Annotated in this window: 24 protein-coding genes and 1 pseudogene; 19 read left to right on the top strand and 6 right to left on the bottom strand. The window is 68.1% G+C overall.

What is annotated here, in order from left to right:
• Nucleotides 1-31 precede the first annotated feature (31 nt).
• Nucleotides 32-241, top strand: coding sequence for a cold-shock protein (locus ACFQZQ_RS03495; RefSeq protein WP_386811280.1), 210 nt, complete (start codon nt 32-34; stop codon nt 239-241).
• A gap of 139 nt (nt 242-380) precedes the next feature.
• Here the strand turns inward: ACFQZQ_RS03495 and ACFQZQ_RS03490 are convergent, their stop codons facing one another.
• Complete coding sequence (locus ACFQZQ_RS03490) at nt 381-1,502, bottom strand: M35 family metallo-endopeptidase (protein WP_386811279.1); 1,122 nt, start codon at nt 1,500-1,502, stop codon at nt 381-383.
• A 197-nt stretch (nt 1,503-1,699) separates the two neighbouring features.
• On the opposite strand from ACFQZQ_RS03490, the pseudogene ACFQZQ_RS03485 reads away from it, so the two are divergent.
• A pseudogene (locus ACFQZQ_RS03485) lies at nt 1,700-1,873 on the top strand (cold-shock protein); the annotation flags it as partial.
• Nucleotides 1,874-2,049: 176 nt separating this feature from the next.
• On the opposite strand, the gene ACFQZQ_RS03480 reads toward ACFQZQ_RS03485, so the two are convergent.
• Nucleotides 2,050-2,529 carry a glycine zipper 2TM domain-containing protein gene (locus ACFQZQ_RS03480; protein ID WP_386811278.1) on the bottom strand — a complete coding sequence of 160 codons (480 nt, stop codon included), beginning with the start codon at nt 2,527-2,529 and terminating at the stop codon, nt 2,050-2,052.
• Between the two features lie 120 nt (nt 2,530-2,649).
• A complete protein-coding gene (locus ACFQZQ_RS03475) occupies nt 2,650-3,105 on the bottom strand; it encodes a hypothetical protein (protein WP_386811277.1) in 456 nt (151 codons plus the stop codon).
• 81 nt (nt 3,106-3,186) lie between these two features.
• Here ACFQZQ_RS03475 and ACFQZQ_RS03470 point away from each other — a divergent pair, with 81 nt between their 5' ends.
• Nucleotides 3,187-4,002, top strand: coding sequence for a tRNA threonylcarbamoyladenosine dehydratase (locus ACFQZQ_RS03470; protein WP_386811276.1), 816 nt, complete (start codon nt 3,187-3,189; stop codon nt 4,000-4,002).
• A 13-nt stretch (nt 4,003-4,015) separates the two neighbouring features.
• On the opposite strand, the gene ACFQZQ_RS03465 is transcribed toward ACFQZQ_RS03470, so the two are convergent.
• Entirely contained in the window at nt 4,016-4,813 is a 798-nt protein-coding gene (locus tag ACFQZQ_RS03465; RefSeq protein WP_386811275.1) for a TatD family hydrolase, read from the bottom strand.
• Nucleotides 4,814-4,819: 6 nt separating this feature from the next.
• A complete protein-coding gene (locus ACFQZQ_RS03460) occupies nt 4,820-5,038 on the bottom strand; it encodes a DUF6116 family protein (protein ID WP_386811274.1) in 219 nt (72 codons plus the stop codon).
• Nucleotides 5,039-5,212: 174 nt separating this feature from the next.
• Between ACFQZQ_RS03460 and ACFQZQ_RS03455 the strand changes: the two genes are divergently transcribed.
• The 6 genes from ACFQZQ_RS03455 (at nt 5,213) to asnB (ending at nt 13,078) form a co-directional block, all read left to right on the top strand.
• Nucleotides 5,213-6,040 carry a glycine zipper 2TM domain-containing protein gene (locus ACFQZQ_RS03455; protein ID WP_386811273.1) on the top strand — a complete coding sequence of 276 codons (828 nt, stop codon included), beginning with the start codon at nt 5,213-5,215 and terminating at the stop codon, nt 6,038-6,040.
• 157 nt (nt 6,041-6,197) lie between these two features.
• The gene (locus tag ACFQZQ_RS03450) at nt 6,198-7,361 is read left to right on the top strand and encodes an acyl-CoA dehydrogenase family protein (RefSeq protein ID WP_386811272.1); all 1,164 of its coding nucleotides are present in this window, start codon (nt 6,198-6,200) and stop codon (nt 7,359-7,361) included.
• A gap of 203 nt (nt 7,362-7,564) precedes the next feature.
• Nucleotides 7,565-8,116 carry a GNAT family N-acetyltransferase gene (locus ACFQZQ_RS03445; protein ID WP_386811271.1) on the top strand — a complete coding sequence of 184 codons (552 nt, stop codon included), beginning with the start codon at nt 7,565-7,567 and terminating at the stop codon, nt 8,114-8,116.
• Nucleotides 8,113-8,766: a glutathione S-transferase family protein gene (locus ACFQZQ_RS03440; protein ID WP_386811270.1), complete on the top strand. Its 654-nt coding sequence runs from the start codon at nt 8,113-8,115 to the stop codon at nt 8,764-8,766. Before ACFQZQ_RS03445 ends, ACFQZQ_RS03440 begins: the two co-directional genes overlap by 4 nt.
• A 67-nt stretch (nt 8,767-8,833) precedes the next feature.
• Nucleotides 8,834-11,119: a thiamine pyrophosphate-dependent enzyme gene (locus ACFQZQ_RS03435; RefSeq protein ID WP_386811269.1), complete on the top strand. Its 2,286-nt coding sequence runs from the start codon at nt 8,834-8,836 to the stop codon at nt 11,117-11,119.
• 3 nt (nt 11,120-11,122) lie between these two features.
• Nucleotides 11,123-13,078 (top strand): asparagine synthase (glutamine-hydrolyzing), encoded by a 1,956-nt coding sequence (gene asnB, locus ACFQZQ_RS03430; protein WP_386811268.1) that lies wholly within the window; start codon nt 11,123-11,125, stop codon nt 13,076-13,078.
• Here asnB and ygfZ read toward each other — a convergent pair.
• Entirely contained in the window at nt 13,075-13,839 is a 765-nt protein-coding gene (gene ygfZ / locus ACFQZQ_RS03425) for a CAF17-like 4Fe-4S cluster assembly/insertion protein YgfZ (protein ID WP_386811267.1), read from the bottom strand. The two genes, asnB and ygfZ, sit on opposite strands and share 4 nt — an antisense overlap.
• Nucleotides 13,840-13,976: 137 nt before the next feature.
• On the opposite strand from ygfZ, the gene ACFQZQ_RS03420 reads away from it, so the two are divergent.
• The 10 genes from ACFQZQ_RS03420 to lolD all read left to right on the top strand — a co-directional run bounded on the left by ACFQZQ_RS03420 (nt 13,977) and on the right by lolD (nt 20,938).
• Nucleotides 13,977-14,150, top strand: coding sequence for a DUF1674 domain-containing protein (locus ACFQZQ_RS03420; RefSeq protein ID WP_386811266.1), 174 nt, complete (start codon nt 13,977-13,979; stop codon nt 14,148-14,150).
• Nucleotides 14,151-14,248: 98 nt separating this feature from the next.
• Nucleotides 14,249-14,656, top strand: a complete 408-nt coding sequence (sdhC, locus tag ACFQZQ_RS03415; protein WP_386811265.1) for a succinate dehydrogenase, cytochrome b556 subunit — start codon at nt 14,249-14,251, stop codon at nt 14,654-14,656.
• Nucleotides 14,653-15,045: a succinate dehydrogenase, hydrophobic membrane anchor protein gene (gene sdhD / locus ACFQZQ_RS03410; RefSeq protein ID WP_386811264.1), complete on the top strand. Its 393-nt coding sequence runs from the start codon at nt 14,653-14,655 to the stop codon at nt 15,043-15,045. Before sdhC ends, sdhD begins: the two co-directional genes overlap by 4 nt.
• 3 nt (nt 15,046-15,048) lie before the next feature.
• Nucleotides 15,049-16,842: a succinate dehydrogenase flavoprotein subunit gene (gene sdhA, locus ACFQZQ_RS03405; RefSeq protein WP_386811263.1), complete on the top strand. Its 1,794-nt coding sequence runs from the start codon at nt 15,049-15,051 to the stop codon at nt 16,840-16,842.
• Between the two features lie 19 nt (nt 16,843-16,861).
• The gene (locus ACFQZQ_RS03400; RefSeq protein ID WP_386811262.1) at nt 16,862-17,644 is read left to right on the top strand and encodes a succinate dehydrogenase iron-sulfur subunit; all 783 of its coding nucleotides are present in this window, start codon (nt 16,862-16,864) and stop codon (nt 17,642-17,644) included.
• 248 nt (nt 17,645-17,892) lie between these two features.
• Nucleotides 17,893-18,315, top strand: coding sequence for an MAPEG family protein (locus tag ACFQZQ_RS03395; RefSeq protein WP_386811261.1), 423 nt, complete (start codon nt 17,893-17,895; stop codon nt 18,313-18,315).
• Nucleotides 18,312-18,566 carry an FAD assembly factor SdhE gene (locus ACFQZQ_RS03390; protein WP_386811260.1) on the top strand — a complete coding sequence of 85 codons (255 nt, stop codon included), beginning with the start codon at nt 18,312-18,314 and terminating at the stop codon, nt 18,564-18,566. Before ACFQZQ_RS03395 ends, ACFQZQ_RS03390 begins: the two co-directional genes overlap by 4 nt.
• Nucleotides 18,517-18,969 (top strand): hypothetical protein, encoded by a 453-nt coding sequence (locus tag ACFQZQ_RS03385; protein WP_386811259.1) that lies wholly within the window; start codon nt 18,517-18,519, stop codon nt 18,967-18,969. The genes ACFQZQ_RS03390 and ACFQZQ_RS03385 overlap by 50 nt, the downstream gene beginning before the upstream one ends.
• Before the next feature lie 6 nt (nt 18,970-18,975).
• Nucleotides 18,976-20,220, top strand: coding sequence for a lipoprotein-releasing ABC transporter permease subunit (locus tag ACFQZQ_RS03380; protein WP_386811258.1), 1,245 nt, complete (start codon nt 18,976-18,978; stop codon nt 20,218-20,220).
• 7 nt (nt 20,221-20,227) lie between these two features.
• Entirely contained in the window at nt 20,228-20,938 is a 711-nt protein-coding gene (gene lolD, locus ACFQZQ_RS03375) for a lipoprotein-releasing ABC transporter ATP-binding protein LolD (protein ID WP_386811257.1), read from the top strand.
• Nucleotide 20,939: the final 1 nt, after the last annotated feature.

Raw genomic sequence — 20,939 nt, 5'->3', positions numbered from 1 at the left:
TTCTCCAGCCACTGTTCCAGGGAGCAAGTAAATGTCGAACCGTGAAACCGGCACCGTCAAGTGGTTCAACGACGCCAAGGGCTTCGGCTTCATCAGCCGCGAGAACGGCGAGGACGTGTTCGTGCACTTCCGCGCGATCCAGTCTCAGGGCTTCAAGAGCCTGAAGGAAGGGCAGCAGGTCAGCTTCGTCGTCGTCCAGGGCCAGAAGGGCCTGCAGGCCGATGCGGTCGAGGCGCTCTGAGTGCACTGACCGAGCGATGACCCGCCGCGATGCGATGAGCATCCAGGATTGAACCCGGCTCCGGCCGGGTTTTTTCTTGCCCGGAGCGAATGGCCCGCGGGTGCGGGCCGTTCGGGCATCGCCTTGACCTGCGGGTGGATCAGTTCTGCGAGGGCGTGTTCTCGGCGAAGTACTCGTGGCTGTCGGCGTTGTTGAGCGCGGCGGCCGGGTCGCTGATGGCCAGCTGCCTGGCACCCGCCTGCCCATAGACCACGTCATCGGTGCCGGCGACGACGTTGAAGTGGCTCATCTCGTGGATCAGCGTGCCGGCCTTGGAGTCGGTGCCGGTCAGCGGTGCGGTCCAGAATGCGCGGCAGACGAAGATCTCGTACGGTCGGGTCGGATAGACGTAGGCGTAGGCGCTCTGGTTGCAGCCGCAGTTGATGGTGATCTGGCCGCCGCTCTGGTCCATCGCGCCGTCAATGGACACGAAGTGCTGGCTGGCTGTGCTGTAGCGCTGCGAGGTGTAGCCGCCGAACCAGGTCGTGTAACGCGGGCCGACCGTGCTCGAAGCCAGGTAGCCCTTCGCGTTCTCGGAGTAGCCGCGCGCCGAGACCACGGCGTTGCCGGCGGTGTTGGTCTGGGTGGTGGTGCAGCCCTTGTAGGTGACGCCGTTGACCACGGTGCCGCCGCCGCTCGGCGGTGGCTTCTTCGCCGATGCCGACGCGGTCGGCCCCTTGGCTGCGTCCAACTGGCCGCTGCCGTCCACCCACAGCCGCAGCGGTGCGCTCTGGGCCATCATCGGCAGGCCGTTGTGCTGCCTGAGCATCGCGCCATCGGAGGTGGACGCGTGCTGCAGCGGCGAGTTGAAGCTGACGGTGTACTGGCCCGTCCGCGACAGGTCGTAGGCGGCCGAGAGGTCCACCACCGTGCGGTAGGTCTCGCCCGCGCGCAGGATCGCGAAGTCGGCCGCCTGCGGCAGCCCGCGCTTGAACATCGGCCCTTCGTACTGGACCGGCACGCCATCGAGGCTGACGTTGAACAGCTTGGCGTCGATGTAGTCGGACGGCAGCTGCCAGCGGGGCAGGCGCACCGTGTGCCGGCTGGTGTTGGTGATCGTGATCTCGACCGCGCCGAGGAAGTCGGCGGCACTGCCCGAAGCGGCGAGCATGCTCACGCGCAGCGGATTGACTTTGGATGCCGGCGGCGCGGCCACGGCTGCGGCGATGGCGCCGGCCAGGACCGCACTGCCCGACATGACGTGCATGAGGCGAAGCTTCATTCGATAACCCCCGGGGACAAGGTAACGACGTCCACGGCGCGTGGACCCGCGACGGTAGTCGCGAGGCCGGCTGGATTGCACGGTGCAGCGCAACATCTGGCGTCAAACCGGCGAGCGAGCCGGACAAGGGGGCCGGCTGGGCTTCGGGGTGTGTGGCGGATCCTTCGCGCTGACAGTGTCGAAGAAAAGGCCCGCTCAGCGACGCCACACGCTTCGGCTTCATCAGCCGCGAGAACGGCGAGGAAGCGTTCGTCCAACTTCGCGCGATCCAGTCCCACGGCTCCAAGAGCCTGAAGGAAGGCCAGCAGGTCAGCTTCGTCGTCGCCCAGGGCCAAACGTGTCTGCCGGGGGACGCCGTCGAGGCGATGTAAGCCATGACAATCGATTGCCCGGTCGCGAGGCGGTCATGACGGCAGAAGACCCGGGTTAGGGCCGGTTTTTCTTATGTCTCCGGTCCACGCCGTGCAGTTCCCATGCCTTGAGTTGCCGGCAAGGAAACGGCCCGCGAGTGCGGGCCGTTTCCTTGCGTCCTTTCGACAGACCGGAATCAGCGCGCGTAGAGGCGGCCGTTCTGGACCCGGACCGTGGAGCCCACCTGAAAACCGCCCACGCTGGTCATCGTGACCGTCGTGGTGCGGCCGTCATTCATGCGGACATAGACGTTGTACTTGCGTTGGTTGGCGTTCTGGATCGCGTTGCCGGCGACCGCGCCGGCCACGGCACCGGCGACGGTGGCGGTGTTCTGGCGGCCGTCGCTCTTGTCATCGGCCAGCTCGCGGCCGGCGGCGGCGCCGACCAGGCCACCGAGCACGGCGCCAGTGGCGTTGGGCGCGCGGCCGCTGTCGAACGCTTCGATGCGGGTAATCACGCCGCAGTCGTAGCAATTGGCGGTGCTGCTGCCGTAGCCCGGAGACGTGCCATAGCCGGCACCGGCTCCGGCGGAACCGTAGCCAGACGTCGCACAACCGGCGAGCGCGAAAGAGGCGGCAGCCGCCACGCCGAGCAGACGAAGATTCGTGTTGTTCATGTGGATCTCCAGCAGGTGGGTGGATGGCGGTATTCGCCAGCGTGCTCAACCTAGTCGTGGGTCCGTGAACAACCGATCAATCGCCGCGCCGCGTTCAGCGCGCAGTCGGCGAGGCGCTCTTCAGTTGCGGAAATCCTGGTGGCACGCCTTGCAGTCCGCGCCGATCCCGGCCATCAGCTTGGTCACGCCCTCGCAGCTCAGCGGTGGCGACGCCAGCGCCGCATCCAGCGTGCCGCGCAGCTTGCTGGCGTGCCCGACGAAGCGCTTGTCATCGCGCAGGCCCGGAAACGCCAGTTCCAGATCGTCGGCCACCGTGCGCAGCGCCTTGAGGCGCGGCAGGGTCTCGGTGGCGGCGCAGCGGTTGGTCTCAACGCTGGCATCGAGCTGCGCCACCTGCGCCTGCATGTAGTGCATCGCGGCATCGGGGTAGTGGTCGCTCCAGGTCTTTCGTGCTTCCAGGCTGCGCATGACCATCACCACCGCGAACGCGCCCACCGCAAGGCCCAGCAGGAACAGGAACAAGTACTTCTTGGCCGCGTGCGTGCGGCTGGGCTGGGTCGGGGCCGTCGTGCTCATGCGGTGTCTCCGTCGAGGTTGGCGCGACGATAGCATGCAGTCCCGCGCGGCCCGGTCGCGGCCGCCGCCTACAATGCACGCATGCAACCAGTCCTTCTTGATGCCTCGTGGCGCGAACGTTTTTCCGGCATCGACCGCCTGTACGGTGCGGGCGCGCTCGCGCGCTTCGCCGGCTGCCGGATCGCCGTGGTCGGCATGGGCGGGGTCGGCTCGTGGGCGGTGGAGGCGCTGGCGCGCAGCGGCATCGGCCACCTGACCCTGATCGACGCCGACGACATCTGCGTCTCGAACACCAACCGCCAGCTGCCCGCGCACGAGGGCCAGTTCGGACGCGCCAAGGTCGAGGCGATGGCCGAACGCTGCCGCGCGATCAACCCGCAGGTGAGTGTCGAGGCGATCGCCGAGTTCCTCACCGCCGGCAACGTGGAGGCCTTGCTCGATCGCGGCTTCGACCTGGTGCTGGACGCCTGCGACAGTTTCCGCAGCAAGGTCGAGTTGATCGCGTGGTGCCGGCGGCGCAAGCTGCCGCTGATCGTGGTCGGCTCGGCCGGCGGGCGCACCGACACCACCCTGGTGCGGGTGCGCGACCTGTCGCGCACCGAGCACGATGCGATGCTGGCGTTGATCCGGCGCAAACTGCGCGGCGAGTTCAACTTCCCGAAGAACGCCGACCGCTACTTCGGCATCAGCGCGATCTACTCGCTGCAGAACGTGCAGTACCCGCAGGCCGATGGCAGCGTGTGCGGGCTGCGCCCGCCGGTGGCCGGCGACGCGGCCCTGAAGCTCGATTGCGGCGCCGGCCTGGGCGCGGCGACGCACATAACCGGCGCGTTTGCTTTCGCGGCGGTGGGCAGGGCGCTGGAACTGCTGTTGAAGCCGCGCGGGAAAGCCGTCTAGGCGATCCCCGCATCTAGGCGGTGCGGCTGTCGACCGCAGGCAAGCCGAACAGCCGCTCGGCGTTGCGGGTGGTCGCGCTGGCCACCTCATCGAGCGAAACCCCGCGCAGGCCGGCAATGGTCTCCAGTACCCGCGGCAGGAGCGCCGGTTCGTTGCGCTGGCCGCGGTGGTCGGCGTCGGGTTGGTCGGGTGCGTCGGTTTCCAGCAGCAACCAGTCCAGCGGCACCTCCGCGGCGAGTTTGCGCAGGCGGTTGGCGCGATCGTAGGTCACCGGGCCGCCGAGCCCGAGCAGGAAGCCGAGGTCGGCCAGCTGCCGGGCCTGCTCTGGGCTGCCCGGGAAGCTGTGGACCACGCCGCGCAGCTTGCCGACACGGCGGATCGCGGCGGTCACCGCGTCCACCGCGCGCCGCGCGTGCACGATCACCGGCAGCTCGAACTCGCGCGCCAGCCGCAGTTGCGCTTCGAAGAAATGCAGCTGGGCCTGCGGGTCCAGTCCCTCGACGAAGTAATCCAGCCCGCACTCGCCGATTGCGAGCGGTCGCTCGCGTTCGATCCACCCGCGCAACTCGTCCAGATGCGCGTCGCGATGCGCCGCGAGGTACATCGGGTGCAACCCGTACGCCGGGTACAGGCCGGTGGCGGCCGCGCAGATCGAGCGCAGCTTCGGCCAGCCGGCGGCGTCGATCGCCGGCACGACCTGGCGGGTGACACCGGCGGCCTGCGCGCGGGCGATCACCCGGTCGCGATCGGCGTCGAACTCGGCCGCGTCCAGGTGGCTGTGGCTGTCGACCAGCAGCGGATCGGCGCGCATGGCCGCTCAGCGCGAGGTCGGGGAGGGCGGTTCGATCGTGCCCTTGCGGTTCTTCCAGTTGGCCAGCAGCAAGGTGCCCAGGCCGAGCAGGATCTCGTCGACGAACGGGAGCGGGTCCGGCATCAGCATCGTCAACGCGAACAACGCCGCGGTGAGTTTGAACAAGGTCGGGTAGCGCAGCTTTCGCGCCCAGTTGAGCAACGGCAGCAACAGCGGACTGGCCATTTGGTGCACTCCCTAATAAATGCAGCAGATACCGGGTCGACGCTAGCACGCGACCGTACCGGGTTCACATTTGCGACAGCTTCTTGTTAAAAAATCGGGACCCGTTCAGGGAGCCGGTGGTGCAATGGCGCCGTCCACAAAACCGCGGTGCAAACCCGCTGCAGGAGGCTCCACATGAACAAGAACATGCTTGCTGTCCCGCTCGCTTCGTTGCTGGTCGGCGGTGTCGCCGTTGCGGCGTACAACAGCTTCCGCGGCAACGATGCCGGCGATACCGCGTTCACCACCGCGCCGGCCGCTGGCGCGTTGGCGACCAACCTGACCGGCGACGTCGCGTCCAATGGCGCGATCGACGCCCAGCCCGGCCGCGTCGAGTATGCCGACGTGGTCAACGTCAAGCCGATCAACGAGAAGCAGAAGCTCTATGCGACCGTGATCGGTACCGACCCGGTGCGCGAGACCAGCACCACCTCGACCCCGCGCGAAGTCTGCGAGGACGTGGTGGTGCAGGAGCGCGCGCCGGAGCGCGACGGCAATGTCGGTGGCACCGTCGCCGGCGCCGTGATCGGTGGCCTGCTGGGCAACCAGGTCGGTGGCGGCAACGGCAAGAAGGCCGCGACCGCAGCCGGCGCCGTGGCCGGTGGCTTCGTCGGCAACCGCGTCGACCGCAACCACGTCGGTGGCCGCGTGGTCACCCGCACCGACCGCCAGTGCCGCACCGTGCAGTCCAGCTCGCAGTCCTCGCGCGTAGTCGGCTACAACGTGACCTACCGCAACCCGGACGGCACCACCGGCACGATGCGCACCGGCAGCAAGCCGGGCAACCGCATCTCGCTGGGCAGCGAGGACCAGGTCGTGGGTTACGACGTGACCTACCGCTACCAGGGCCAGGAGCAGACCATCCGCCTCGACGATCGCCCGGCCCAGCGCCTGCCGGTCATCGACGGCCAGGTGGTCACCCAGACCGCCGCAGCGGCCAGCGTCGACAGCACCCGCGGCTGATCGCAGCGCATAGCAGCAACACCCCGACGGGGCCGGATCATCCGGCCCCGTTTCTTTTGGGGAGCCTTCGGGCGGGGCGCTGGCGGTAAACGCCTGGGGTGCCGTGGGCTCGGCGTGGCCATTACAATGGCGTTCTTTTTCCCTCGCCGAGTTCGCCATGGCCCTGCATCCCTACGACCTGTACGACGTCCGCTCCCTGCTCACCGAGGAGGAGCGTGCTGTGCAGGACACGGTGGCGCGGTTCACCGACGAGCGCGTGCTGCCGATCATCGGCGACGCCTTCGACGAGGGCCGGTTTCCGAAGGAACTGATCCCCGAGATCGCCGAATTGGGCCTGCTCGGCTCGACCCTGCCCGAGCAGTACGGTGGCCACGGCCTGAACGCGGTCAGCTACGGCCTGATCTGCCAGGAGCTCGAGCGCGGCGACAGCGGCATCCGCAGCTTCGTGAGCGTGCAGAGCTCGCTGTGCATGTACCCGATCTACGCCTACGGCTCGGAAGAGCAGAAGCAGCGCTGGCTGCCGGACATGGCCGCGGGCAAGGTGATCGGCTGCTTCGGCCTGACCGAGCCGCACGGCGGTTCCGACCCGGGCAACATGAAAACGCATGCCAAGAAGGACGGCGGCGACTGGGTACTCAACGGCTCCAAGATGTGGATCACCAACGGCAATGTCGCCGACATCGCCATCGTCTGGGCGCAGACCGACGACGGCATCCAGGGCTTCATCGTCGAGAAGGGCACCCCGGGTTTCGCCGCCCAGGAGATCAAGCACAAGATGAGCCTGCGCGCGTCGGTAACGTCGTCGCTGTTCGTCGACAACGTGCGCGTGTCCGACGCCAGCCGGCTGCCGAACGTGAAGGGTCTCAAGGGGCCGCTGGGCTGCCTGACCCAGGCGCGCTACGGCATCACCTGGGGACCGATCGGCGCGGCGATCGCCTGCCTCGACGAGGCGCTGAACTACTCCAAGGAACGCATCCTGTTCGACCGCCCGGTGGCGGCCACGCAGAGCGCGCAGCTCAAGCTGGCCGACATGGCGCGCCGCATCACCATGGCGCAGCTGCTGGTCGTGCAATTGGGTCGGCTGAAGGATGCCGGCAACATGGCGCCGACCCAGGTCTCACTGGCGAAGTGGAACAACTGCCGCATGGCCATAGACATCGCCCGCGAGTGCCGCGACCTGCTCGGCGGCGCCGGCATCACCACCGAGCATTGCGCGATCCGGCATGCGCTCAACCTCGAGTCGGTCATCACCTACGAAGGCACCGAGACGGTGCACCAGTTGGTGGTCGGTCGCGAGTTGACCGGCATCAACGCGTTCTGATTCTCAGCTCGTCATTCCCGCGAAAGCGGGCTCCGCTCCAATTCGGCGGAGCCGAACATCCAGTGACTTCGCTTCTTTCGGCACGACAGTGTCTGTCCAGAGCCAAGTCGCTGGATCCCCGCTTTCGCGGGGATGACGAGCAAGGGCGGGCAAAATTTCCGGTTTCTGGTTACGCACCGCGCCGTGTCACGAGGGATTTCGCCTTGGCCGCAACCGATATTCGACTCGAGACCAACCGCCTGCTGCTGCGCCTGCCGCAACTGCAGGATTTCGACGGCTACGCCGAACTCCTCGGCGACGAGGAGGCCGCGCGCCATATCGGCGGCAAGTTGCCGCGCGCGGCGGCCTGGCGCAGGTTCCTGCAGATGCCGGGCGCCTGGGCCATCCAGGGCTTCGCGATGTTCTCGGTGGTCGAGAAATCCAGCGGCCACTGGATCGGGCAGATGGGCCCCTGGCACCCCGAGGGCTGGCCGGGCACCGAAGTGGGCTGGGCGTTCAAGCGTTCGGCGTGGGGCCAGGGGTATGCGACCGAGGCCGGGATCGCGGCGATCGACTGGACCTTCGAGCATCTCGGCTGGGACGAGGTGATCCATTCGATCGACCCCGACAACCGCGCCTCGCAACTGCTGGCGCAGCGGCTGGGATCGCGCCATCGCGGCCCGGGCAGGTTGCCGCCGCCGTCCGAGGACGCGCGGATCGACATCTGGGCGCAGACGCGCGAGGACTGGCGCGCGCGGCGCAGGGCATCGCCATGATCACCGTGTACGGGTTCTCCAGTTCCGGTAACTGCCACAAGCTGCGCCTGCTGCTCGAGCAGCTCGGCCGCCGGCTCGAGAAAGACTACCGCTGGATCGAGGTCGACAGCAGCGCCGGCGAAACGCGCACCCCCGAGTACCTGACCCGCAATCCGAACGGCAAGGTGCCGGTGCTCGAGCTCGCCGACGGCCGCGTCCTGGCCGAGTCGAACGCGATCCTGTGCTACCTCGCCGAGGATTCGCCGTACCTGCCGTCCGACAGCTGGCAGCGCGCGCAGGCGCTGAGCTGGATGTTCTTCGAGCAGTACAGCCACGAGCCCTATATCGCGGTCGCGCGGTTCATCTGCGGCTGGACGCCGGCCGATTCCCCGCGCCGCGCCGACCTGCCGAAGCTGCGCGAGCGCGGCCACCAGGCCTTGGCGGTGATGGAGCGCCACCTGTCGTCGCAACCGTGGTTCACCGGCGGCGACTACGGCGTGGCCGACATCGCGTTGTTCGCCTACACCGATGTCGCCGGCGATGGCGGCTTCGACCTGGGCGAGTACCCGGCGATCCGCGACTGGCTCGCGCGCGTGCGCCGGACGCCGGGCTTCGTTGCGATGCAGGCGCCGGCCGCGGCGGCGCGCGCGTTGATAAACCATTCCAAGTAGGGCGGGATTCACTCCGTCATTCCACGGCGGCGGGTTAAAACCCGCCCTACCAAAAGCACCCTTGACGATGTCGACACTGCCCAACCCCATCCCCGCGCGCATGAAAGGCCTCAACCGGGCCGAGATCTGCGACGTCAATTTCACCGAGTTCGTGCGCGGCTGGAACGGCCGCGCCGACGCCAAGCCATCGCCGGACGAGGCGATCCTCAACGGCAGCGCGCTGGACGCGCGCGGCTTCCGCGAGCTGTTCGAGTCGCAGCTGGTCAGCCGCCACCTCGACCTGATGGCGCGCGTGCTGCGCGTGCAGAACAAGGTCTTCTACACGATCGGCAGCTCCGGCCACGAAGGCAACGCGATGGTCGCGCGCCTGACGCGCCACACCGATCCGGCGTTCCTGCACTATCGCAGCGGCGGCTTCATGGCCGAGCGCTTCCGCAAGCTGCCCGGCATGGACCCGGTGATGGACTCGGCGCTGAGCTTCGCCGCGAGCAAGGACGACCCGGCCTCCGGCGGCCGCCACAAGGTCTGGGGCAGCAAGCCGTTGTGGGTGCTGCCGCAGACCTCGACGATCGCCTCGCACTTGCCCAAGGCGCTGGGCACGGCGATCGCGATCGAGGCCGGCCGGCGCATGGGCCACGCGTTGCCGATCCCTGACGACAGCATCGCGATCTGCTCGTTCGGCGACGCGTCGAGCAACCACGCCACGGCGCAGACCGCGTTCAACGCCGCCGCGTGGACCGCCTACCAGAAGCTGCCGGCGCCGGTGCTGTTCGTGTGCGAGGACAACGGCATCGGCATCTCGGTGAAGACGCCCAGCGGCTGGGTCGCGCGCAACTTCTCGCAGCGCCCCGACCTCGACTATTTCCATGCCGACGGCCTCGACCTGGCCAACGGCTACGGCGACGTGCAGCGCGCGGTCGAGCACTGCCGCCGCACGCGCCGGCCGACCTTCCTGCACCTGCGCACCACGCGGATCATGGGCCACGCCGGCACTGACTTCGAGATCGAATGGCGTTCGATTGAGGAGCTGTGCGCGGTCGAGGCGGGCGACCCGCTGCTGCGCTCGGCGGCGATCGCGCTCGAATCGGGGCTGATGTCGAAGGACGAGGTGCTGGCGCTGTACGAGGCGACCCGCAAGCAGTGCTTCGCCGCGGCCGAAGAGGCCGATCGCCGGCTCAAGCTCGACAGGCTCGAGGACGTGATCGCGCCGCTGGCGCCGTACTCGCCCGAGGCGGTGCGCGCCGAGGCCCAGCGCAGTGATTACGCCCAACGCCGCCTCGAGGTGTTCGGCAGCGAGGCCAAGCTGCCGGAGAACCAGCCGCCGCGGCACCTGGCGATCCAGATCAACCAGGCGCTGCACGACACCTTCGCCAAGTACCCCGAGACGCTGCTGTTCGGCGAAGACGTGGCGCAGAAGGGCGGCGTGTACACGGTGACCAAGGGCCTGCAGAAGGCGTTCGGCCCGCGCCGCGTGTTCAACACCCTGCTCGACGAGACGATGATCCTGGGCATGGCGCAGGGCTTTGCCAACGTCGGCCTGCTGCCGATCCCGGAGATCCAGTACCTGGCGTACTTCCACAACGCCTGCGACCAGATCCGCGGCGAGGCGGCGTCGCTGCAGTTCTTCAGCAACGACCAGTACCGCAACCCGATGGTGGTGCGCATCGCGGGCCTGGGCTACCAGCGCGGCTTCGGCGGCCATTTCCACAACGACAACTCGATCACCGCGTTGCGCGACATCCCCGGCCTCGTCGTCGGTTGCCCGTCGCGTGGCGACGATGCGGCGACGATGATGCGCACGCTGACCGCGCTGTCGAAGGTCGACGGCCGCGTCAGCGTGTTCCTCGAACCGATCGCGCTGTACATGACCAAGGACCTGCACGAACCGGGCGACGGAAAGTGGCTGACCACATACCCCGCGCCGGGCGAGGCGATGACGCTCGGCGAAGGCCGCGTGTACGTGCCCGACGACGGCAGCAGCGGCGATGACCTGGTCATCTTCAGCTACGGCAACGGCGTGCCAATGAGCCTGCGCGCCGCGCGCGAGATCGAGAAGGTGCGCGGCTGGAAGGTGCGCGTGGTCGACCTGCGCTGGCTGGTGCCGCTCAACGATGCGTTCATCGTCGAACAGGCGCGCAGCGCCAAGCGGATCATCGTGGTCGACGAAGGCCGCCGCAGCGCCGGCGTGGGCGAGGGCGTGCTCACCGCGATCGCCGAGGGCGGCTTCGGCGGCCGCCCGTTCCAGCGCGTGGTCGGGGTCGATACCTACACCCCGCTCGCCGGTGCCGCGTTCCTGGTGATCCCGGGCGAGGACGACATCGTCGCCGCGGCCGCCGTGCTGGCGCGGGGCTGACCGATGTGCGGTTTGGCCGGTCTGTTGCGCCCGATGCCCGATGCGGGCGCGGCGCAACTGACCGAGCTGGCGCGCGCGATGGGCGACCAGCTCGCGCATCGCGGCCCGGACGACAGCGGGGTGTGGGTCGATGCGGATGCCGGCATCGCGCTTTCGCATCGGCGCCTGAGCATCCAGGACCTGTCGCCGTTGGGTCACCAGCCGATGGCATCGGCCGATGGCCGCTACGTGGTCGCCTACAACGGCGAGATCTACAACTTCGGCGCGTTGCGCGAGGTGCTGGTCGCGCGCGGGCACGGCTTCCGTGGCCATTCCGACACCGAGGTGCTGCTGGCCGCCGTGAGCGAGTGGGGCGTCGAACAGGCGATCGCCCACTGCCACGGTATGTTCGCGCTGGCGCTGTGGGACCGGCAGGAGCGGGTGCTGTGGCTGGCACGCGACCGCGTCGGCAAGAAGCCGCTGTACTACGGCTGGGCCGGCGACACGCTGGTGTTCGGCTCGGAACTCAAGGCGTTGTGGCGACACCCGGCGTTCGACAACGCGGTCGACCGCGATGCGCTGGGCCTGCTGCTGAAGTACGACTACATCCCGGCGCCGCACGCGATCCACGAGCGCAGCTTCAAGCTGATGCCCGGCACGCTGCTGCGTCTGGATGCCGCGACCGTCGCCCAAGGCGCCGCCGCGCACCAGCCGGAGCGCGACCAGCGCCGCTACTGGGACGCGCGCGAGCGCATGACCGCCGCGATCGCCGCCCCATTCGCCGGCGACCGCCGCGAGGCCGAGCAGCACCTCGACACGCTGCTGCGCGACGCGGTCGCACAGCGCATGGTCGCCGACGTGCCGGTCGGCGTGTTCCTGTCCGGGGGCACGGACTCCTCCATCGTCACCGCGCTGATGCAGGCGCAGAGCACCAAGCCGGTACGCAGCTTCACGATCGGCTTCGAAGGCTCGCACCACGACGAGGCGCCGCTGGCGCGCGAAGTGGCCGAGCACCTGGGAACCGCCCACCGCGAGCTCTATGTCAGCGGCGCCGATGCGCTGGCGGTGGTGCCAACGCTGCCGGACATGTTCGATGAACCGTTCGCCGACGCCTCGCAGGTGCCGACCGCGCTGGTCTGCCGGCTGGCGCGCAGCGACGTCACGGTGGCGCTGTCGGGCGACGGCGGCGACGAACTGTTCTTCGGCTACTCGCGCTACCAGCGCGCGTTGCGCAACCTGCGCTGGCAGCAGCGGGTGCCGGCGCCGTTGCGGCGGCTGCTCGCGCGCGCGGCACGGCAACACGGGGAAGCGTCGCGTACTGGCGGCTTCGCCGCGCTGGCCGCGGAGATGGGCGCGCGCGGAGTCGGCGATGTCTACCGCCAGCGCATCACGCGTTGGCGCGATCCCGATGCGGCGTTGCTGGGCGCGAGCACGCCTGCGACGATCTACGACGAACCGCAGCCGCTGCGGGGCGCGGGCACCGCGGCCGACGCGATGATGCTGGCCGATTTCATGACCTATCTGCCGGATGACCTGCTGTGCAAGGTCGACCGCACCAGCATGGCGGTAGGGTTGGAGGCGCGAGCCCCGCTGCTGGACACGCGCGTGGCGCAGTTCGCCTGGTCGCTGCCGCTGGCGTTCAAGCACGACGGCGGCGAAAGCAAGGTGCTGCTCAAGCAGGTGCTGCGCCGCTACCTGCCCGACGCGATGGTCGACCGCGGCAAGCGCGGTTTCGGCGCGCCGGTGACCGCCTGGTTGCGTGGCGACCTGCGCGAGTGGGCCGATGGCTTGCTCGACCCCGCGCAGTTGCGCGCGCAGAGATTGTTCGATGCCGACCTGGTCCAGGGCCTGTGGCGACAGTTCCTCGGCGGCGAGCGCAAGTGGCACACGCACCTGTGGAACGTGCTGATGTTCCAGGCCTGGCACCGGCATTGGCAGGCCCAGCGCGCCGCGCTGGCGACGCCGCCGCGTGCGGGCTAGCGCGCCAAGCCGTCGAGCAATGCCGCTTCGCGTACGGATTGGCCGTTGATCGTCAGCGGCGAGGATTCGCGGTCCAGCGGCCCGACCACCAGCGCGAGATGTCGCCCGTCGGCATCCGCAGTCGCGATCACATTGCCGAGCGCGGTGTTCTCCGTGCGCAGTTCCGCTCCGACCTCCAGCGGGCATGGGCTTTCGACCAGGATCAGCCCGCGCTTGGCCTTGCCGAGGAAATGGGTGCGCGCAACGATCTCCTGGCCGGGGTAGCAGCCCTTCTTGACGCTGAAAGCCCGCAGGCGCTCGAGCGAGAGTTGCTGCGGCGTCCAGTGCTCGGCCTGCGACGCCGGCAGGCGCGGCAGGCCGTGTTCGAGGTCGTGCATCGCCCAGCGTGCGTCGGCGTGCGCATCCACCGACGCAGTCGACGTGCTGGTGATGCGCAGGCAACGCGCTGCATGTCCGCTGCCCATGTCCAGCTCGATATCGCCGGAGCCATCGGCCGCCAGTGCATGGCCATGCGCCTGCACGGGCGCACCGAACCGGCCTTCCACCTGCAGGTCGTTCCGCACCTCGAGCACGACCTTGCTGCGGAACACGAACCGTCGCAACGCCGCGCACAGCGCGGCCGGGTCGGCGTCGGGCACGACCAGCCACAGCGTCTGCTCGTCCAGCTTCAGTAGCAAGAACAGCGCAATCACGCGGCCCTTTGGCGTCAGCCAGCCACTCCACTGCCACTGGCCGGGCGCAATTGCCTTGACGTCGTTCATGAACTGCGCGTGCGCAAAGGCCGCTGCGTCAGGGCCTTTCAGTACGATCACGCGATGGCCGGCCAGGGCGAAGGCAAGGCCCGGTGTGGCCTGCGGGTTGTCATGCATGGGGTCGGGACTTAAGCTTCAACGCTGTGATGATAGGCCAATCCCCTTCTTCCACCGTGCCGCCGGAGACCTCCGCCACCGAGTCGTCCGGCGAGGACGTACCAGCGCCGGCGCCTCCGGCCACCGAGCACGGCGGGCGCGATGGCCCCGAGCCGACCCGTTACGGCGACTGGGAAAAGAACGGCCGCTGCATCGATTTCTGACGCCTCATCCCGTTCCGCCGCACCACGCAGCCGCATCGCAACCGCACCTACGTCCCCCGCCACGCGGCCCAGCCGCCCAGCCGAGATAGCCGTCGCTCATGGCGAACCGCGAACGTCCCCGCGAAAGACCTCTTTCCCCACACCTGCAGGTGTACCGCTGGCAGGTGCAGATGGTGACCTCGATCCTGCATCGCGCCACCGGGGTGGTGCTGGTGCTGGGCAGCCTGCTGATCGTCTGCGCGCTGATGTCGCTGGCGGCCGGGCCGCAGCCGTGGGCGGAATTCAGCCGCTTCACCCGCTCGGGCCTGGGCTTCCTGATCCTGTTCGGCTGGAGCTGGGCGCTGGCGTTCCACCTGATCAACGGCATCCGCCACCTCGTGCAGGACGCGGGCTGGGGCTACAAGGTCGAGTCCTTCATCCGCAGCAGCTGGTTCTCGGTGGTCGGCAGCCTGGTGCTCACGGCCCTGATCTGGCTGGTCGCGATGACTCAGCGGGGTGGCGCATGAGCATGCACGACAAGCTGCGCACGCCGCTCAAGCGCGCTCGCGGTCTGGGCTCGGCGAAGGATGGCACCCACCATTTCATCGTCCAGCGCATCACCGCGATCGCGCTGGTGTTCCTGTCGATCTACGTGATCGGCCTGGTGATCTCGCTGATCGGTGGCGACTACGCGACCGTGCGCGCGGCCATCGCCAGCCCGGTCAACGCGGTGCTGCTGGTCGCGTTCGTGATCGCCACGTTCTGGCACGCGCAGCTGGGCATGCAGGTGATCATCGAGGATTACGTCCACACACCCTGGCTTGCGGTGACTTCGCAGCTGGCGGTCATTTTTGTTTGCGTCCTCGCGGCCCTCGCCAGCGTGCTCGCCGTCATTCGCATTGCGCTCGGAGCCTGATTGATGGCCGCTGCCTACAAGATCCAGGAACACAAGTTCGACATGATCGTGGTCGGCGCCGGTGGCGCGGGCCTGCGTGCCACCTTCGGCCTCGCGCAGAAGGGGCTGAAGACCGCCTGCATCACCAAGGTGTTCCCGACCCGCTCGCACACCGTGGCCGCGCAGGGCGGCATTTCCGCCGCGCTGGGCAACATGGGCGAGGACGACTGGCGCTACCACTTTTTCGACACCGTCAAGGGCTCGGACTGGCTGGGCGACCAGGACGCGATCGAGTACATGTGCCGCGAGGCGATCCCGGCGATCATCGAGCTCGAGCACCAGGGCGTGCCGTTCTCGCGCACCGACGAGGGCAAGATCTACCAGCGCCCGTTTGGCGGCATGACCACCAAGTACGGTGAAGGCCCGCCGGCGCAGCGCACCTGCGCCGCCGCCGACCGCACCGGCCACGCGATCCTGCATACGTTGTACCAGCAGTCGCTCGCGCATGACGCTCAGTTCTTCGTCGAGTACTTCGCGCTCGACCTGATCATGGACGCCGACGGCGCCTGCCGCGGCGTGCTCGCGCTGAACATGGCCGAAGGCACGCTGCACCTGTTCCGCGCCCAGGGCACGGTACTGGCGACCGGCGGCTACGGCCGCGCGTATTTCTCCGCGACCTCGGCCCACACCTGCACCGGCGACGGCGGCGGCATGGCATTGCGCGCCGGCCTGGGTCTGCAGGACATGGAGTTCGTGCAGTTCCATCCGACCGGCATCTACGGCGCCGGCTGCCTGATCACCGAGGGCGTGCGCGGCGAAGGTGGCATCCTGCGCAACGCCAATGGCGAGCGCTTCATGGAGCGCTACGCGCCGAGCGTAAAGGACCTCGCCCCGCGCGACATGGTCAGCCGTTCGATGACGATCGAGATCCGCGAAGGCCGCGGCGTCGGCGAGCACAAGGACCACATCCTCCTCGACCTGACCCACCTCGGCCCGGAAGTCATCCACGAGAAACTGCCGGGCATCGCCGAGTCGGCGCGCATATTCGCCAACGTCGACGTCGAGAAGCAGCCGATCCCGGTGATCCCGACCGTGCACTACAACATGGGCGGCATCCCGACCAACTACCACGGCGAAGTGGTGCAGCTGCGCCACGGCAACCCGGATTCGGTCGTGCCGGGCCTGTACGCGATCGGCGAGGCCGCCTGCGTATCGGTGCACGGCGCCAATCGCCTGGGCTCCAACTCGCTGCTTGACCTGGTGGTGTTCGGCCGCGCGGTCGCCAACCGCTGCGCCGAGACGATCACCTCCGACGCGCCGCACGCCAAGCTCGCCGACGATGCCTGCGACCAGGCGTTGTCGCGCCTGGACAAGCTGCGCAACGCCAGCGGCGGCACCCCGACCGCGGTGATCCGCGACAAGATGCAGCGCACCATGCAGGCCGACGCCGCGGTGTTCCGCACCGGCGAGACGCTGGCCGACGGCGTGCGCAAGATCCGCGAGATCAACGCCTCGTTCGCCGACGTCAAGGTGTCCGACAAGTCGCTGATCTGGAACTCGGACCTGATCGAAACCTACGAGCTGTCGAACCTGCTCAGCCAGGCGGTGGCGACGATGGTCTCGGCCGAGAACCGCACCGAGTCGCGCGGCGCGCATGCCCGCGAGGACTTCCCGGAGCGCGACGACGTCAACTGGCACAAGCACACCCTGTGCTGGGTCGACGACGACGGCCAGACCAGGATCGACTACCGCCCGGTGCACATGTACACGTTGACCAACGACGTCGACGTGGTGCCGCCGAAGAAGCGCGTTTACTGATCAAGAGCGAGTCGAAGACGTGGCCGAATTCAACCTACCCAAGAACTCGCAGATTCAGAAGGGCCGTCATTTCGATGCGCCGGGCGCGAAGCAGCCGCGCACCTTCAAGGTCTACCGCTGGAACCCGGACGACGGCCTCAACCCGCGCGTGGACACCTACGAGGTGGACATGGCCGCGTGCGGCCCGATGGTCCTGGACGCGCTGATCAAGATCAAGAACGAGATCGACCCGACGCTGACGTTCCGTCGCTCCTGCCGGGAGGGCATCTGCGGCTCGTGCGCGATGAACATCGACGGCACCAACACGCTGGCCTGCACCAAGGCGATCGCGGATTGCGAGAAGGGCGAAGTGCCGATCTATCCGCTGCCGCACATGTCCGTGGTCAAGGACCTGGTGCCGGACATGACGCATTTCTACGCGCAGTACGCCTCGATCAAGCCGTGGATCCGCACCCAGACCCCGGCGCCGTCGGACCGCGAACGCCTGCAGTCGCCGGAAGACCGCAAGAAGCTCGACGGCCTGTACGAATGCATCCTGTGCGCGTGCTGCTCGACCAGCTGCCCGAGCTACTGGTGGAACGGCGACCGCTACCTCGGCCCGGCGGTGCTGCTGCAGGCCTACCGTTGGATCGTCGACTCGCGCGACGAGGACACCGGGGCACGCCTGGACGACCTCGAGGATCCGTTCAAGCTGTATCGCTGCCACACGATCATGAACTGTGCGCGCACCTGCCCGAAGGGCCTGAACCCGGCGCAGGCAATCGGCGAGATCAAGAAGCTGATGCTGGCGCGCAGGACTTGATTCATGCTCGTCATTCCCGCGAAGGCGGGAATCCAGTGACGTCGCTTCTGTCGCGTGCAGGTGGCCCCGTTCGGGTTTCGTCGGATGTGGTCGGCTTTTCGTGGTGTCGGATCTTGAGAGCTGGAAGCCAATGGATGTTCGGCTCCGCCGAAAGAGAGCGGAGCCCGCCTTCGCGGGAATGACGAGCGATAGGTCGAGGCAAACGGAGTTCTGCTTCCAAGTCAATTGAAACTAGGGGACGGGGCGGAATGATCCGAGAAGAAGTCTTCTACCCGCTGCTGGCGATGGTCACCCTGACGTTTGTCGTCTGGCTGCGCCTGTACTTCGTGCGCATCGCCGAGATGCGGCGTCTGCACATCCATCCCCAGTCCGTGGCTACTTCGGCTGAAAAAGCGGCGCGCCTGGTCGACACTCGCGCCGCGGACAACTTCAACAACCTGTTCGAAGTGCCGGTGCTGTTCTACGTCGCGCTCGTCGTCGCCTATCTGACGGAACAGGTGACGCCGTCGGTGCTCGCTCTTGCCTGGGGCTTCGTCGTCGGTCGCGTGCTGCATAGCCTGATTCACTGCAGCTACAACAAGGTCATGCATCGCTTTGGCGTCTATGCGATTTCAACCGGCCTGGTATGGGCGCTGTGGGTGGTGCTTGCCGTTGGCCTGCTGCGGCCATGAACGACGCCGACGAACTCGAGTTCAAGCGCCTGCGCTGGCGGTGCCGGCGCGGCATGCGCGAACTCGACCAGCTGCTCGGCCGTTACCTCGACCGCCGGTGGCGGCAGGCTGCGCAGGGCGAGCGCGGGGTTTTCCTACGGTTGCTGGAAACCGAGGACGATAAGCTCTGGCACTGGTTCATGGGCTACGAAACCCCTGCCGATGGCGAAATCGCGCAACTGGTCGAACACATCCGCGCCTTGCCGGCTTGAATGGCCGTCGTCGCGGTGGCTTGCCGCTTGCCTGGGCCTGCTGGGACTGGGCGCGGCCCTTGCGGTGATCGCCTCGGAGATGCCGTTTCCCGCGTCGTTGCCGCTGGCATTCGCGGCGTTGGTGCAGGGATTGGGGCTGGCGCGTCGCGAACTTCGCCGCTGCGTGCACTGTCTGATAATCGGCCCGGGCGAGGGCGTGCCGACGCTGGATGGTGAACCGATGACCGACCTCGAACTCCAGTGGCGTGGGCCGCTCGCGTTCCTGTGCTGGCGAGACGCCGCGGGTCACCGGCGGCACCTGACCGGTTGGCCCGACATCCTCGATGCCGGCGCCCGCCGTGAACTGCGGCTGGCCATGGCGGCACGGACGCCTGCGCCACGGGCGCAATCGATGGCAACATAGCCGGCTATGTTCAAACCCCTACCTGTCGCCATCGGCCTGCGCTACCTGCGCGCCAAACGCCGCAATGGCTTTATCTCGTTCATCTCGCTGGCCTCGATCCTCGGCATTGCCCTGGGCGTCGCGGCGCTGATCACCACGCTGGCGGTGATGAGCGGCTTCCAGCGCGAGATCCGCGACCGCATGCTGCAGATGGTCGCGCACGCGACCGTCAGCGGCTACGGCGAGCCGCTCGAAGACTGGCGCCGGGCGGTCACCCAGGCCGCCGCCGACCCGCGCGTCGCCGGCGTCGCCCCCTACGTCGAGAAGGAGGCCCTGCTGGCCGGCGCGCGCAACCAGCCGGCGATGGTCCGCGGCGTGCTGCCGGCACAGGAGCGCAAGGTTTCGGTGCTGGCCGATCGGCTGGTGCAGGGCAGGCTCGATTCGCTGGCGCCGGGCAGTTTCAACATCGTGCTTGGCAAGGAACTGGCGCTGTGGCTCGGCCTCGGCCTCGGCGACACGGTGGTGATGACCACCGCCGAGTTCCGCAGCACGCCGATGGGCGCGATGCCGCAGCTCAAGCGTTTCACCGTCAGCGGCATCTTCGAGGCGGGCTACAACGAGTACGACCGCGGCATGGCCTTCATCCACATGGCCGACATGCAGCGCCTGCTGCGCATCGGCGACGGCGTCACCGGCGTGCGCCTGAAGCTGCACGACATGGACCTGTCCTGGGATGTGGCGCGCGACCTTGCGCTCAAGCTCGGCGGCCCGTACCGGGTCAGCGACTGGACCAGCGAGAACGCCAACATGTTCCGCGCGCTGAAGATGGAGAAAACCATCATGGCGATCCTGCTGTCGCTGATCATTGCGATGGGCGCGTTCAACCTGGTGTCGTCGCAGGTGATGCTGGTCACCGACAAGCAGGCCGACATCGCGATCATGCGCACGCTGGGGCTCTCGCCGCGCGGGGTGATGCAGGTGTTCATGGTGCAGGGCACCTTGATCGGCGTGATTGGCACGGTGCTCGGCGTGATCATGGGCATCACCCTGACGCTCAACCTGGAGCACATCCTGTTCGGCATCGAGAGGGTGTTCGGCGTGAAGCTGCTGCCCGAGGACGTCTACTACATCACCGGCCTGCCCACCGACCTTCAGGCCAGCGACGTGGTGACCATCGCGCTGGTCGCGTTGGCGATGGCGTTCGCGGCGACCGTGTATCCGGCCTGGCGCGCGGCACGTACCGCGCCGGCGGAGGCGCTGCGCTATGAGTGAGCACGCGATGAAAGCCCCGGTGTCCGACGAGACCGTGCTGAGCTGCCAGGGCCTGGGCATGACCTACGCCGAAGGCAAGCTGCGCACGCCGGTGTTCCACGGCCTCGATCTGGCGGTGGGCAAGGGCGAAACGGTGGCGATCCTGGGCGCGTCGGGCGCGGGAAAGAGCACCTTGCTGCATCTGCTCGGCGGCCTCGACACTCCCACCGCCGGCGAGGTGTTCGTCGCTGGCCAGAAGATGAGTGCATTGTCGAACACCGCTCGCGGCAGCCTGCGCAACCGCGCGCTTGGCTTCGTCTACCAGTTCCACCACCTGCTGCCGGAATTCACCGCGGTCGAGAACGTGATGCTGCCGGTGCTGCTGGGCGGCGCGTCGGTGGGCGACGCGCGCAAGCGCGCACATGCGCTGCTGGAAGCTGTCGGCCTCGGCCATCGCCTCGAGCACAAGCCTGGCGAGTTGTCCGGTGGCGAGCGCCAGCGCACGGCGGTCGCGCGCGCGCTGGTCAACCAGCCTGCCTGCGTCCTCGGCGACGAGCCGACCGGCAACCTCGACGAGAAGACCGCGGCGACGGTGTTCGACCTGATGCTCGCGCTCAACCACGAGCAGCACACCAGCCTGGTGCTGGTGACCCACGACCGCCGCCTCGCGCGGCGCCTGGACCGCGTGCTGGAACTGCACGACGGCAAGCTGCGACAACTCAGTCCAGACGAGGTCTGAC

Origin of the sequence: Lysobacter koreensis (assembly GCF_042677045.1) — a bacterium.
GTDB lineage: Bacteria > Pseudomonadota > Gammaproteobacteria > Xanthomonadales > Xanthomonadaceae > Lysobacter_K > Lysobacter_K koreensis.
Note: the sequence above shows the minus strand (reverse complement) of the source record. Positions and strands in the feature narration are given on the sequence as shown.

What these genes read in the sequence shown, in the direction of transcription:
- ACFQZQ_RS03495 (WP_386811280.1), top strand. Translation starts at nt 32, where the DNA reads ATGTCGAACCGTGAAACCGGCACCGTCAAGTGGTTCAACGACGCCAAG.
- ACFQZQ_RS03490 (WP_386811279.1), bottom strand. Translation starts at nt 1,502, where the DNA reads ATGAAGCTTCGCCTCATGCACGTCATGTCGGGCAGTGCGGTCCTGGCC.
- ACFQZQ_RS03480 (WP_386811278.1), bottom strand. Translation starts at nt 2,529, where the DNA reads ATGAACAACACGAATCTTCGTCTGCTCGGCGTGGCGGCTGCCGCCTCT.
- ACFQZQ_RS03475 (WP_386811277.1), bottom strand. Translation starts at nt 3,105, where the DNA reads ATGAGCACGACGGCCCCGACCCAGCCCAGCCGCACGCACGCGGCCAAG.
- ACFQZQ_RS03470 (WP_386811276.1), top strand. Translation starts at nt 3,187, where the DNA reads ATGCAACCAGTCCTTCTTGATGCCTCGTGGCGCGAACGTTTTTCCGGC.
- ACFQZQ_RS03465 (WP_386811275.1), bottom strand. Translation starts at nt 4,813, where the DNA reads ATGCGCGCCGATCCGCTGCTGGTCGACAGCCACAGCCACCTGGACGCG.
- ACFQZQ_RS03460 (WP_386811274.1), bottom strand. Translation starts at nt 5,038, where the DNA reads ATGGCCAGTCCGCTGTTGCTGCCGTTGCTCAACTGGGCGCGAAAGCTG.
- ACFQZQ_RS03455 (WP_386811273.1), top strand. Translation starts at nt 5,213, where the DNA reads ATGAACAAGAACATGCTTGCTGTCCCGCTCGCTTCGTTGCTGGTCGGC.
- ACFQZQ_RS03450 (WP_386811272.1), top strand. Translation starts at nt 6,198, where the DNA reads ATGGCCCTGCATCCCTACGACCTGTACGACGTCCGCTCCCTGCTCACC.
- ACFQZQ_RS03440 (WP_386811270.1), top strand. Translation starts at nt 8,113, where the DNA reads ATGATCACCGTGTACGGGTTCTCCAGTTCCGGTAACTGCCACAAGCTG.
- ACFQZQ_RS03435 (WP_386811269.1), top strand. Translation starts at nt 8,834, where the DNA reads ATGTCGACACTGCCCAACCCCATCCCCGCGCGCATGAAAGGCCTCAAC.
- asnB (WP_386811268.1), top strand. Translation starts at nt 11,123, where the DNA reads ATGTGCGGTTTGGCCGGTCTGTTGCGCCCGATGCCCGATGCGGGCGCG.
- ygfZ (WP_386811267.1), bottom strand. Translation starts at nt 13,839, where the DNA reads ATGAACGACGTCAAGGCAATTGCGCCCGGCCAGTGGCAGTGGAGTGGC.
- ACFQZQ_RS03420 (WP_386811266.1), top strand. Translation starts at nt 13,977, where the DNA reads ATGATAGGCCAATCCCCTTCTTCCACCGTGCCGCCGGAGACCTCCGCC.
- sdhC (WP_386811265.1), top strand. Translation starts at nt 14,249, where the DNA reads ATGGCGAACCGCGAACGTCCCCGCGAAAGACCTCTTTCCCCACACCTG.
- sdhD (WP_386811264.1), top strand. Translation starts at nt 14,653, where the DNA reads ATGAGCATGCACGACAAGCTGCGCACGCCGCTCAAGCGCGCTCGCGGT.
- sdhA (WP_386811263.1), top strand. Translation starts at nt 15,049, where the DNA reads ATGGCCGCTGCCTACAAGATCCAGGAACACAAGTTCGACATGATCGTG.
- ACFQZQ_RS03395 (WP_386811261.1), top strand. Translation starts at nt 17,893, where the DNA reads ATGATCCGAGAAGAAGTCTTCTACCCGCTGCTGGCGATGGTCACCCTG.
- ACFQZQ_RS03390 (WP_386811260.1), top strand. Translation starts at nt 18,312, where the DNA reads ATGAACGACGCCGACGAACTCGAGTTCAAGCGCCTGCGCTGGCGGTGC.
- ACFQZQ_RS03385 (WP_386811259.1), top strand. Translation starts at nt 18,517, where the DNA reads ATGGCGAAATCGCGCAACTGGTCGAACACATCCGCGCCTTGCCGGCTT.
- ACFQZQ_RS03380 (WP_386811258.1), top strand. Translation starts at nt 18,976, where the DNA reads ATGTTCAAACCCCTACCTGTCGCCATCGGCCTGCGCTACCTGCGCGCC.
- lolD (WP_386811257.1), top strand. Translation starts at nt 20,228, where the DNA reads ATGAAAGCCCCGGTGTCCGACGAGACCGTGCTGAGCTGCCAGGGCCTG.